This window comes from Saccharothrix sp. DSM 118769 (assembly GCF_052936295.1).
In genome coordinates, this window is sequence record NZ_CP193627.1 from 8,685,665 (window position 1) to 8,697,853 (window position 12,189).

Annotated in this window: 10 protein-coding genes; 1 reads left to right on the forward strand and 9 read right to left on the reverse strand. The window is 73.0% G+C overall.

Annotated elements, in window-relative coordinates:
- Position 1: 1 nt before the first annotated feature.
- Genes ACRAKJ_RS36935 through ACRAKJ_RS36955 form a run of 5 tightly spaced genes read right to left on the reverse strand, consistent with a single transcriptional unit; the run spans position 2 to position 7,437 of the window.
- Entirely contained in the window at positions 2–2,062 is a 2,061-nt protein-coding gene (locus ACRAKJ_RS36935) for an alpha-galactosidase (RefSeq protein WP_438922947.1), read from the reverse strand.
- Positions 2,059–2,922 (reverse strand): ATP-binding cassette domain-containing protein, encoded by an 864-nt coding sequence (locus ACRAKJ_RS36940; protein WP_438922948.1) that lies wholly within the window; start codon positions 2,920–2,922, stop codon positions 2,059–2,061. Before ACRAKJ_RS36940 ends, ACRAKJ_RS36935 begins: the two co-directional genes overlap by 4 nt.
- Positions 2,919–4,715: an ATP-binding cassette domain-containing protein gene (locus ACRAKJ_RS36945; RefSeq protein WP_438922949.1), complete on the reverse strand. Its 1,797-nt coding sequence runs from the start codon at positions 4,713–4,715 to the stop codon at positions 2,919–2,921. The genes ACRAKJ_RS36940 and ACRAKJ_RS36945 overlap by 4 nt, the downstream gene beginning before the upstream one ends.
- A 17-nt stretch (positions 4,716–4,732) precedes the next feature.
- Positions 4,733–5,722 (reverse strand): ABC transporter permease subunit, encoded by a 990-nt coding sequence (locus tag ACRAKJ_RS36950; RefSeq protein WP_438922950.1) that lies wholly within the window; start codon positions 5,720–5,722, stop codon positions 4,733–4,735.
- Positions 5,723–5,748: 26 nt separating this feature from the next.
- Complete coding sequence (locus tag ACRAKJ_RS36955; RefSeq protein WP_438922951.1) at positions 5,749–7,437, reverse strand: ABC transporter substrate-binding protein; 1,689 nt, start codon at positions 7,435–7,437, stop codon at positions 5,749–5,751.
- Between the two features lie 156 nt (positions 7,438–7,593).
- Here ACRAKJ_RS36955 and ACRAKJ_RS36960 point away from each other — a divergent pair, with 156 nt between their 5' ends.
- Entirely contained in the window at positions 7,594–8,865 is a 1,272-nt protein-coding gene (locus ACRAKJ_RS36960; protein WP_438922952.1) for an ROK family protein, read from the forward strand.
- 119 nt (positions 8,866–8,984) lie between these two features.
- Here ACRAKJ_RS36960 and ACRAKJ_RS36965 read toward each other — a convergent pair whose 3' ends face one another.
- The 4 genes from ACRAKJ_RS36965 to ACRAKJ_RS36980 all read right to left on the reverse strand — a co-directional run bounded on the left by ACRAKJ_RS36965 (position 8,985) and on the right by ACRAKJ_RS36980 (position 12,187).
- On the reverse strand, positions 8,985–9,623 hold the full coding sequence (locus ACRAKJ_RS36965; RefSeq protein ID WP_438922953.1) for a ThuA domain-containing protein: 639 nt from the start codon (positions 9,621–9,623) through the stop codon (positions 8,985–8,987).
- Between the two features lie 11 nt (positions 9,624–9,634).
- Positions 9,635–10,927, reverse strand: coding sequence for an NtaA/DmoA family FMN-dependent monooxygenase (locus tag ACRAKJ_RS36970; protein ID WP_438922954.1), 1,293 nt, complete (start codon positions 10,925–10,927; stop codon positions 9,635–9,637).
- Positions 10,924–11,943: an LLM class flavin-dependent oxidoreductase gene (locus ACRAKJ_RS36975; RefSeq protein WP_438922955.1), complete on the reverse strand. Its 1,020-nt coding sequence runs from the start codon at positions 11,941–11,943 to the stop codon at positions 10,924–10,926. The genes ACRAKJ_RS36970 and ACRAKJ_RS36975 overlap by 4 nt, the downstream gene beginning before the upstream one ends.
- Before the next feature lie 79 nt (positions 11,944–12,022).
- Positions 12,023–12,187, reverse strand: a complete 165-nt coding sequence (locus ACRAKJ_RS36980; protein ID WP_438922956.1) for a hypothetical protein — start codon at positions 12,185–12,187, stop codon at positions 12,023–12,025.
- Positions 12,188–12,189: the final 2 nt, after the last annotated feature.

Here is a 12,189-nt window from a genome sequence, read left to right on the forward strand (position 1 = left end):
CTCACGCCCCCAGCGCCACCACGACGGCGGCCGGTGCGGTGCCGTCGTGGTGGGCCCGCAGCACGCCGCCGGCGGCGTCCCAGCCGAAGTCCCACGACGGCGCCGACAGCGGGAACACCGGGGTCACCTCCGCGGACCGCCCGCGCAGGTGCGGCACGGGGAGGGCGACGTCGGGCGGCGCGTCCGGCAGGCGCCACAGGGCCAGGTGCGTCGCCGCGCCCCGCAGGCCCGCCGCCACCCACGGGCCGGGGCGGGAGGTCAGGCCCAGCGGCCAGAACGGGGTGGAGCGGGCGATCTCCGGCCTCAGCGCCTTGTGCGCCGCCACGGCCTCGCGGACCAGGGCCCGCCGGTCCTCGTCCATCAGGTCCACCCGGCCGGCCAGGTAGAGGCGGCCCAGCACGCCCGTCGCCAGGGTGAACACCGCCTCGTCCGGCGTCATGCCCGGCTGCGCGTACGCCCAGTTCCCGCACTGCTCGGGCAGCACGGACGCGGGCGCGGCGGCGGCGATCCTGGGGTACAGCAACGGGTTCTGCTGGTCCGACGTGGACTGGAGGTGCAGCCTGGACAGCAGCGCGTAGTCCATCCGCATCGCGCCGGACGCGCAGTTCTCCAGCAGCAGCCCGGGGTGGCGGGCCAGCACGGAGTCCAGCCACGCCAGGTGGGCGCGGTTGTGGCCGAGCAGGCCGTCGCCGGGGGCCAGGCCGCCCACGTCGGTGCCCGCGCCCGGCATGATGTTGTAGTCCAGCTTCAGGTAGCCGACGCCGAGGTCGCCGACGAGCCGGTCGACCACCTCGTCCAGGTGCGCGACCGCGGCCGGGTGGCGCAGGTCCAGGTGGAACCGGCCGTGCTCGCCGACGCGCGCGCCGTGCCGCTGGAAGAACGCGTCGTCGGGCAGGGTCCGGGCGAGCGACGAGCGGGTGCCGACGACCTCGGGCTCCAGCCACAGGCCGGGCACCATGCCGCGCGACCGGATGTGCTCGGTGACCTCGCCGAGGCCGCCGGGGAAGCGGGTGCGGGACGGCCGCCACTCGCCGACGCTGTCCCACCAGCCGCCGTCCTCGTCGTACCAGCCGGCGTCCACGCAGAAGCAGTCCGCGCCGACGTCGGCCGCCGCGTCGACCAGCGGCAGCAGCTTGTCCGTCGTCGGGTCGCCCATCAGCGTGTTCATGTAGTCGTTGAAGACCACCGGGAGGTGCGGGGCGCGCCGGTCGCGCCGCGTCGCCCGCCGCTGCCGGGTCAGGGCCGCGAACGCCTCGTCGACCCCGCCGGCGGCGACGGCCACCGACACGGGCACGGTGGTGAAGCCCTCGTCGGCCGTCACGACCCGCGCCCACTGGTGCTCGCCGTCCGCCGGGCCGAGCAGCGCCAGGTAGGCCCCGTCGACGGTCTCGCCGACCTCCCAGTGCCACGCGCCGTTGTGCTCGACCTGCCACGCCAGCGCCCAGCTGTCGTCGCGGGCCACGAGCGCGCCGGACGGCAGGTGCTCGCCGGTGGACCACGAGCTGCGCGAGGTCAGCGCGAACCGGCTGCGCGAGGCGTGGTGGTGCGCGGCCGGGTCCATCGCGACCAGGCCGGCCTCGCGCAGCGGCGTGCGGTGCCAGCGGGACTCGGCGACCCAGTCCGAGTCGCCGTGCACCAGGTCCACGTCGTCCACCGCGCGGCCGGAGTCGACCAGGAACGCCCCGGTGGACAGCGACGTCACGGCCTGGAGGTGCACCGGGTCGCCGGTGGCCGCCACCTCGGTCCACGTCCGCACGGCGGGCACGCCGGCCACGCCCCGGAACACCGACGTGACGACGAGGCCGGTCACCTCGTCGTGCTGCACGACGCGCAGCTCGTCCGCCGACGCCCGGTGCTCCCGGTAGCGCAGCCGCGCGCCGATCGTGGTGTCGGCGTAGCGGTGGCTGCCGGGGAACCGGCCGTGCCCGAGCGCCTGCACCTCGACCAGCGGCACGCCGACGCCGTCCACCGGGCCGTCGGGGCGCAGCGACAGCAGGCTCACGGGTCCGTCGCCGGTGCGCAGCACGAGCCGCACCGCGCCGGTCGACCAGGTCAGCGTCACGGGGTCGCCTCCTCCCACCGGCGGGTGCCGTGGTCGTACGCGGCGGCGGCGCCGGCCCGTTCGACCTCGGCCGGGTCGATGTCGAGCACGCGACCGCGCGCGTCGGGGTTCGGCGCGGCGGACGCCAGGATCTTCGTGTACGGGTGCTGCGGGTTCAGGATCACCTCGTCGGCGGGCCCGCGCTCGACGACCCGGCCCTTGTAGAGCACCAGGATGTCGTCGGAGAAGTGCCGGGCGGTGGCGAGGTCGTGCGTGATGTAGAGGACGGCGAGGTCCTCCTCCCGCTGCAACCGGGCCATCAGGTTGAGCACGCCGAGCCGGATCGACACGTCCAGCATGGACACCGGCTCGTCGGCCACCACGACCTTCGCGCCGGGCGCGAGGGCGCGGGCGATGGCGACGCGCTGCCGCTGGCCGCCGGACAGCTCGTGCGGGCGGCGGTCGGCGATGTCGCGGCCGGGCAGGGACACCCGGTCGAGCAGCCGGACCACCTCGTCCCGGCCGTGCGGCCGGCCGTGCAGCCTGAGCGGTCGTTCGAGGTGGTGGGCGATGGTGTGGAACGGGTTGAGCGAGGCGAACGGGTCCTGGAACACCATCTGCACGTGGTCGCGGTAGCGCCGGTCGGGCACCCGCCGCCCGGCCTCGTCGGTGACCGCGATGTCGCCGCCGGTGGGCTTCTCCAGCCGGGCGATCATCCGGGCGATGGTGGACTTGCCGGAGCCGGACTCGCCGACCAGCGCCACCGTGCGGCCCGGGGTGAGGGTGAACGACACGCGGTCCACCGCGCGCAGCTTCACCCGCTTGAGGCCGACCCGGACGTGGAAGTCCTTGACCAGCCCCTTCGCCTCCAACGCGGTCATCGGACGCCTCCGGGTGCCGTGGGTTCGCCGGACCGCACGAACGCGCCGCGCTCGCCGGTCAGGCTGGGGAACGAGTCGAGCAGTTGCCGCGTGTACGGGTGGGACGGGTTCTCGTGCACCTCCCGCGCGGTGGCGTACTCGACCACCTCGCCGTCCTTCATCACGGCGATGCGGTCGGCCAGCTCCAGCAGCAGCGGCAGGTCGTGCGTGATGAACAGGACGGCGAAGCCGATCTCGTCGCGCAGCCGCAGGATCTCGCGCAGGATGCCGCGCTGCACGACCACGTCGAGGGCGGTGGTCGGCTCGTCCATGATCATGACCTGCGGGTCGAGCAGCAGCGCCATGGCGATCATGACGCGCTGCCGCATCCCGCCGGACAGCTCGTGCGGGTAGGACGTCAGCCGCCGCACGTCGACGCCGACGAGCTCCAGCACCTCCTCGCACCGGGCCCGGCGCTGCTCCCGGGTCATCCCCGGGCGGTGCGTGGTGAGCACGTCCTCCAGCTGCGCCCGCACGGTGATGACCGGGTTGAGGGCGTTCATCGCGCCCTGGAAGACCATGGACAGCTTCGACCAGCGGAACGCCCGCAGCTCGCCCGGTGCGAGCGCGAGGACGTCCACGTCACCGCCGTCGCGGTCGTGGAACGTGACCGAGCCGGTGCTCACCTCGGCGGGCGGCCGGTGCAGCCGGTTGACCGCGTAGGCGAGCGTGGTCTTGCCGCAGCCGGACTCGCCCGCGAGGCCGAGGATCTCGCCGCGGCGCAGCGTGAGCGACACGCGCTCGACCGCGTGCACGGGCCGGTCGACCCGGTAGACGACCGACAGGTCGCGCACGGTCAGCACCACGTCGTCGTCCGGGCGCGCCACGGGCTCGGGCGCGCGGACGACGTCGGCCGCCCGGCGGCGGGGGATGTCGCGCAGCTTCGGGTTGATGATCTCGTCGATGCTGAAGTTGACCAGCGACAGGCCGCAGCCGAACAGGGCGATGATCAGGCCCGGCGGCACGAACCACCACCACGCCTCGCGCTGGAGGGCGAACCCGTTCTGCGCGTAGTAGAGCATCGTGCCGAGCGTGGACGAGTTGGACGCGCCCAGGCCGAGGAACGACAGGCCGGCCTCGCTGAGGATCGCGTAGATGACCGAGAACACGAACTGCGAGGCCAGCAGCGGCAGCAGGTTCGGCAGGATCTCGACGGTGATCACGCGCCACGGCTTCTCGCCCGCCACCCGTGCCGCGGCCACGTAGTCGCGGTTGCGCAGCGACAGGGTCTGGGCGCGCAGCACGCGGGCGGACGCGGCCCAGCCGGTGATGGCGAGCACCACCGCGATCGTCCACGACCCGCGCTGGTCGGCGGGCACGAACGCGGAGATCACGATCACCAGCGGCAGGCCGGGGATGACCAGCATGACGTTGGAGAACAGCGAGAACGCCTCGTCGACGTACCCGCCGACGTAGCTGCCGACGATGCCGAACAGGGCGGACAGGAACGTCGCCATCACGCCGACCAGCAGGCCCAGGTACAGCGAGCCGCGGGTGGCGTGGGCGATCTGGGCGAGGACGTCCTGGCCGGTCAGCGTGGTGCCCAGCCAGAACTCGCCGCCCGGCGGGGTGAGCCCGGTGTCGCGGATGGCGTTCGGGTCGCCCACCAGCAGCGGCCCGACCAGGCCGAGGAGGGTGATGGCGGCGATGAGCCCGAGGCCGACGGCCAGCTTCGGCGACCAGCGCGGCAGCATCGAGCGCCAGCCCGACCGGCCGCGCGGCGGTGCGACGGTCACGGGACTGAGGTTGGTCACGGTGTCCGCTCTCCTTCTCAGCCGCTGACGCGGGTGCGCGGGTCGATGACGGCGTAGAGCAGGTCGACCACGAGGTTCGCGCCGAGCACGGCGACCGTGATCACCAGGAAGATGCCCTGCATGAGGGCGTAGTCGTTGTTCTGCACGGCCTGGAGCAGCTTCGAGCCGATGCCGGGGTAGGAGAACACCTGCTCGGTGATCACGGAGCCGGACACCACGAACCCGAGCGAGATCGCGAAGCCCGCCACGGACGGCAGCACCGCGTTGCGCGCCGCGTACTTGATCATGATGCGGGAGTCGCGCAGGCCCTTGGCCCTGGCGGTCAGCACGTAGTCCTCCGCCGTGGCGGAGACCATCATGTTGCGCATCCCCAGCAGCCAGCCGCCCACCGAGGAGAGGACGATGGTCAGCGCGGGCAGCGTGCCGTGGTAGATCGCGGAGCCGATGAAGTCGGCGTCCCAGCCCGGCGACAGGACGACGTCGTAGCCGCCGAGCAGCGGGAACCAGCCCAGCGCCGAGGCCAGCACGGCGACCAGGATCAGCGCCAGCCAGAAGTACGGCACGGCGGCGAGCACGGTGGTGGCGGGCACCAGGCTGTCCAGCCAGGTGCCGCGCCGCCAGCCGACGAACGTGCCCAGGGCGATGCCGAAGACGAACGACAGGAACGTCGCGATGCCGACGAGCACGAGCGTCCAGGGCAGTGCTCCCGCGATGATCTCGGACACCGGCGTCGGGAAGGCCGACACCGAGATGCCCAGGTCGCCGCGGAACATGTTGCCCAGGTACGAGAAGTACTGGGCGACGAGCGGCTCACCGCTGTTCGTGCCGAGCAGCAGCTCGTACGCCCGGCGGGCCGACGGGTCCACGGTTCCGCCCCGTTGCGCGAGCTTCGCCATGAGGATGTCCACCGGGTTGCCCGGCATGAGCCTCGGGATGAAGAAGTTCAGCGTCAGCGCCGCCCAGAGGGCGACCAGGTAGAACGCGAACTTCCGTGCGTAGTACCTCATCGGTCCGCCTGTCCCCTAGTGCGCGGTCACCGACCGGCGGGCTTGAGCTTGAGGAAGATCTCCGAGTGCTCCGGGCGCGCCCAGACGGCCGGGAACGAGTACAGGTCGTCCCGGGTGGGCCAGCCGGTGAACTTCTTCGCGTTGAACTCGCTGGTCGTGCCGCCGGTCAGCACCGGGATGTACGGGATGGCCGCCTCGATCTCGGTCTGGATGGTGTCGAAGTGCGGCTGGCGGGCCGCCGCGTCCTTCGGGTCGATGCCCTTGAGCGCGGTCAGCGCGGCGTCGACGGCCGGGTTGGCGAAGCGCGAGAAGTTCGGGTTCGCGACCTCGCCGACCTCGGCCGTCGTGGCGGTGCTGAAGAAGTAGGACGCGTTGTAGTACGGGTCGGGGGCCGGGCCCTGGTGCAGGGCGTCGATCAGCAGCTCGAACTGGCCGCGACCGCGCGCGTCGGACCACTCGTTCCAGGACACCTGCTGGGCGGTGATCTTGATGCCGACCTGCTGGAGCTGCTGGGTCATCGTGTCGACGGCGGTGATGTAGTCGGTCCAGCCGGCGACGACCTTCAGCGTCATGGCCAGCGGCTCGCCGTCCTTGGCGAAGATCCCGTCCGCGCCCTTGGCGTAGCCCGCGCCCTCCAGCAGCGAGGTGGCCTTGGCCGCGTCCGGCTGCATGGGGGCGGTCTTCTCCCGGAGCTTGGCGGAGACGACGTCCTTGTCCCGCTCGACCAGCGCGGCACCGGGCGAGATCTCGCTGGAGGTGTTCTCGAAGGCGAGCTGGTTGACCTGGGTGCGGTTGATGGCGTAGTAGATCGCCTTGCGCACGGCCACGTCGGTCTGCGGGCCCTGGCAGCCCAGCGCGGCGTTCGAGCAGGTGAACAGGGCCGTCTGGTTCATCGGGACGGTGATGGCCTTGTACCCGGGGTAGTTCTTCTCGACGTTGGCGATGTCCGGCACGGGGCCGGTCTGCCAGTCGATCTGGCCCTGCCGCAGGGCGGCCTCGCCGGACTGGTTGCCGGACAGCGCGAGGTAGCGGACCTTCTTCAGCGCCGGCTCGCCCTCGTAGTAGGAGGGGTTGGCCTTGAGCGTGAACGCCTGGGCCTTGAAGTCCTCCAGCTGGAACGGGCCGGTGCCGACGGGCTCCTTCACCACGTCGGTCGCGGGCGTCGCGAGGTCCTTCCACCTGTGCTCGGGGACCATCCAGATGCGGCCCAGGACCTGCGGGCCCTCCAGGAACGACGGCTCGTCGAACGTGATCGTGACGTTCGCGTCGTCGACCGCGGTGGCGGTGCCCTTGTAGCCGGTGCCGTTCATGGCGGCGTTCTTCTTGACCATGTCGAGGGTGAAGACGACGTCGGCGGCGGTGAACTTCTCGCCGTCGGTCCACTTCGCGTCGTCGCGCAGCACGACGTCGAGCTTCGTGCCGTCCTCGTTCCAGGTGAAGCTCTTGCCCAGGCGCGGGCGCGGTTCGACGTCGCGGATGTTGTTGAAGAAGAACAGCGGCTCGAAGATCGTGCCCGGGCCTTCGAGCATGGTGGGCGAGAACGGGTTGAAGTTGACCTGCCAGTCACCGGACTGCCCGGTGTAGACGACCAGCGTGTCCTTGTCCGCGTCGTTCGCCGCGTCCGACCCGCCGCAGGCGGTCGCCAGGAGGGCGACCGCGGCCAGTCCGGCCGCCGCCGCACGCGCTCGGGAGGGGCGCCTTGCCTTCAGGAACATCGTTGATTCCTCTCGTGGCCCGAGACCGGCCGCGGTCCCGCGTTGACCGAGATTGTTAAGTCAACGAAGAAACGAAGTCAACACCTGGCCGTCATCTGCCGGCCAAGTTGCTACCCTTCGTCCGACGAACGAACTAAGACGGACGCGGGGTGCCTGGTGAGCGGACCGACGCGGGCGACGCAGCACGCGAGCAGCAAGGCAGCCGTGCTCGACGTGGTCCGGGCGGCGGGCACGATCAGCCGGGTCGGCCTCATCAACGCCACCGGCTTCACCGGCGCCACCATCTCCACGGTCGTCCGCAAGCTGATCGACGAGGGCCTGGTCGTGGAGACCGGGCGCGCGGAGTCCACCGGCGGCAAGCGGCGGGTGCTGCTCCAGCTCAACCACTCCGCCCGCTACGCGGTGGGCGTGCACCTGGACCACGCCGGCATCACGTACGTGCTGACCAACCTGGGCGGGTCCGTCGTCGCGCGCATCTCGCGGGCCGGCGCGGGCGCGGCCGAGCCGCGGACCGTCGTCGGCCGGATGGCGGCCGAGGTGAAGTCCCTGATCGACGGCGTGGGCGTGGACCACACCCGGGTCCTCGGCCTCGGCCTCGTCTCCCCCGGGCCGCTCAGCGGGACCACCGGCATGGGGCTGACCCCGCCGTCCATGCGCAAGTGGGAGGACTTCCCGCTCGACCAGGCGTTGCAGGGCGCCACCGGCCTGCCGGTGGTGCTGGACAACGACGCCACCGCCGCGGCGCTCGGCGAGCACTGGTCGGGCGGCATCGGCGGCACGGCCATCTCGGCGGCGCTCTACATGGGCACCGGGATCGGCGCGGGCCTCGTCATCAACGGCATCACCTACCGGGGCAGCAGCGGCAACGCGGGCGAGATCGGGCACATCTGCGTCGACGCGAACGGCCCGGAGTGCTGGTGCGGGGCGCGCGGCTGCGTGGAGGCCCTGGCGGGCCCGGCGGCCGTGGTGGCGGCGGCGCGCGCGGACCCGGTGCTGGCCCGCTCCGCCGGCCTGACCGGTCGGACGAGGTCGGTGTCGTCGGACTTCGCGGCGGTCAGCCGGGCGGCACGCCGGGGCGAGCCGTCGGCCCTGGCGATCCTGGAGCGCTCGGCCCGCTGCGTCGCCGTGGCCGCGCGGACCCTGGCGAACATCATGGACCTGGAGGTCCTGGTCCTCACGGGACCGAGCTTCGCCATCGCCGGCTCGGTCTACCTGCCGGTGGTCCGCGACGAACTGGACCGCGCCTTCTTCTCCCGCGCCGCGCACACCGTGGACGTGCGCCTGTCCCGCTCGGCCGCCACGGCGTCCGCGATCGGCGCGGCGGCGCTCGTGCTCCAGTCCGAGCTGGTCCCGCTGCACGAGGGGCTGCGGCTGCCGGAGAACCTGGCCGACTCCGAACCCGCCGCCCTGCCCGCCGACAGCGCCTGAACCGGGCGGCGCCGGAACCGGGCAGCGCCGGAACCGGGCAGCGCCTGGACCGGGCAGGGCCGGCCGGTCCCGGTCAGCCGGTCCCGGTCAGCCCTTGGCGCGGTCAGTCCTTAGCGCGGTCAGCCCTTGGCGCGGGCCGCCCACAGCAGACCGCGTTCCACGATCGTGCGCACCTCCGGCACGGCGAGGTCCTCGGGCGCGTGCCCGATCGTGCAGGCGAACACCCGCCCCGCACCCCACCGGCGCGTCCACACGGCGGGCACGGTGAGCGGCGCGTGCCACGGGTCCGCGGGCGCGAACGTCGTCGTCGCGTGCACGTCGTTGAGCCCGTCCGCCAGCACCCAGTACTGCTCGGTGCGCAGCGCGAACCCGGACAGGCCCGCCACCACCGGGTGGGTCGAGGTGATCTCCACCCGGTGGTCCACGAAGTCACCGGGGTGCGCGACGAACTGCCCGCCGACCAGCCGCATGTACCCGCGCGTGCCGCGGAACGCGTCGACCAGCCCGCCGTGCCACCCGGCGAGGCCCGTGCCCGACCGCACGGCCGCCTCCAGGAAGGCGAACCGGTCGTCGCTCAGCTCGCCGTCGCTCCAGCACTGCACGACCAGGTCGTAGGACGGCAGCGCCGCGTCGTAGACCTCCAGCGAGTCGGACACGTCGACCGCGAACCCGGCGTCGCGCAGGAACGGCAGGAACGCGTCGGTCGCCGCCACGGGCGAGTGCCCGGCCCAGCCGCCCCGCACCACGAGTGCTCTCACGACCACGCACCCTAGCCGGGCGGCGACTTGAGCCCCAGGTGGTCGCGCAGGGTCGGGCCGGTGTAGTCGGCGCGGAACGAGCCCCGCTCCTGGAGCAGCGGCACGACGCGGTCGGCGAAGTCGTCCAGGCCGCCGGGCGTCACGTGCGGGACGAGGACGAACCCGTCGCTCGCGTCGGCCTGCACGAGGTCGTCGATCTGCGCCGCCACGGTGGACGGCGAGCCGACGAACGACTGCCGCGCGCTGGTCTCGATGACGAGTTCGCGGATCGACAACCCCTTGGCCTCGGCCAGTTCGCGCCACTGCCGGGCGGTGCCGAGCGGGTCGCGGTGCATCCGCACGCTGGCCCGGCCGCGCGCGATGTGCTCGCCGCCGGGGTCCACGAGCGGGTCGACGGACGGCAGCGGGCCGTCGGGGTCGCAGGAGGACAGGTCGCGGTTCCACAGCTGTTCGAGGACCTTGATCGCGGTCTGCCCGCTCACCTGCTGCCGCCGCACCTCGTGGGCGAGTTCCCGGGCCTCCTCGTCGGAGTCGCCGAGCACGAACGTCGCCGCGGGCAGCACGACCAGGTCCTCGGGCGCGCGGCCGTACTTCGCCAGCCTGCCCTTCACGTCGGCGTAGAACGCCCGGCCCGCGTCGAGCGTCGCGTGCCGGGAGAAGATCGCGTCGGCCTTGGCGGCGGCGAACTCGCGGCCCTCCTCGGAGTCGCCCGCCTGGAGGATCACCGGCCTGCCCTGCGGCGAGCGCGGCAGGCCGAAGCGGCCGGAGATGTCGAACTGCTCGTCCCGGTGGGCGAACTCCCCGCCGGAGCGCCACGAGTCGAACAGGGTGGACGCGGCGTCGAGGAACCGCTCGGCCCGCTCGTAGCGCTGCTCCTGCGGCAGGAACCCGCCGCGCCGGAAGTTCTCGCCGGTGAACGCGTCCCACGAGGTGACCACGTTCCACGCGGCCCGGCCGTCGGACAGGTGGTCGAGGGAGGAGAACTGCCGCGCCACCTCGAACGGCTCGTTGAACGTGGAGTTGATCGTGCCCGCGAGGCCGAGGCGCGTGGTGACGGCGGCGAGCGCGGACAGCACGGTGAACGTGTCGGGGCGGCCGACCACGTCCAGGTCGTAGATCAGGCCGCCCTGCTCGCGCAGCCGCAGGCCCTCGGCGAGGAAGAAGAAGTCGAACTTGGCGCGCTCGGCGGTCCGGGCGAGGTGGGCGAAGGAGGAGAACTCGATGTGGCTGCCGGCCTCCGGGTCGCTCCACACGGTCGTGTTGTTGACGCCGGGGAAGTGCGCGGCGAGGTGGATCTGCTTCACCCGACGGTCCTCTCGGTCGCGGCGGTGGCGTAGCGGTTCGCGGGGCGGGGCAGGCCGAGGTGGCCGCGCAGCGTGGTGGCGGTGTACGCGGTGCGGAAGACGCCGCGCCGCTGGAGCGCGGGCACCACCTCGTCGGTGATCAGCCGCAGGTCGTCGGCGGGCGAGGTGGGCCGCAGCCGGAAGCCGGGGACGCCCGCCGCGTGCCACTCGGTGATCAGGTCGGCGAGGTCGGCGGGCGTGCCCGCGAACTCCAGCGCGTCGGGGGACGACACGTCGCCGCCGAACCCGACCGCGACGTCCGCGAAGTGCACCGGGCCGGGGGCCTCGGCGATCAGGGCCAGCGCCTCGTCGACCGTGCGCGGCGTGGTGAACACGACGTCCGCGCTGCCCCGGGCCAGTGCGAGCACGTCCGGCTGGTGCGACAGCACGGCGACGGGCGGTTGGCCCTGCGGCGGGCGCGGCGTGATCGACGGCCCCCGCACGCTGAACCACTCGCCCTCGAAGTCGACGTAGTGCAGCTTGTCCCGGTCCACGAACCGACCGGTGGCGACGTCGCGGATCTCCGCGTCGTCCTCCCAGCTGTCCCACAGCCGCCGCAGCACCTCGACGTAGTCGGCGGTCTCGGCCAGCAGCGCGGGCAGGTCGTCGAGCCCGGTCCCGCGCCGCCCGAAGTGCTTCGCGTGCTCCGGCGGCGCCACCCGCACCCGCACGCCCGCGCGCCCGGTGCTCACGTAGTCGAGCGTCGCCACCGCCTTCGACAGGTGGAACGGCTCGGTGTGCGTCGTGACGGCGGTGGGCACCAGCCCGATGCGCGAGGTCAGCGGCGCGACGCGGGCCGCGACGAGCACCGAGTCCAGCCGCCCGTCCGGCCCCAGGTCGTCCTCGATCGTCACGAGGTCCAGCAGGCCCCGCTCCGCCTCCCGCACCAGGTCGCCCCAGAAGCCGGAGGTGAACCGCGCGTCACCGTCGCGCTCCCCGGCGTCCAGCGCCACGGCGAGGTGCAAGCCCTGTGCCATCGTCGCCCCTTCCCTTCACCTGACCGGATTCTGCGTCAGGTCGGGGGGCGGGCGGCGGGCCGACCACACCCTGGGAAGCTCAGGCCGGTCCGGCGGCGCCGGGAATAATCCAGCGCGGTTCCGGTGGCGCGTCGGTGAGCACGAGGTCGGCGAGCACGAGGTCGGCGAGCACGAGGTCGGCGAGCACGCGGCCGACGGCGGGCGTGAACTCGAACCCGTGCCCGGAGAACCCGGCGGCGACCACCA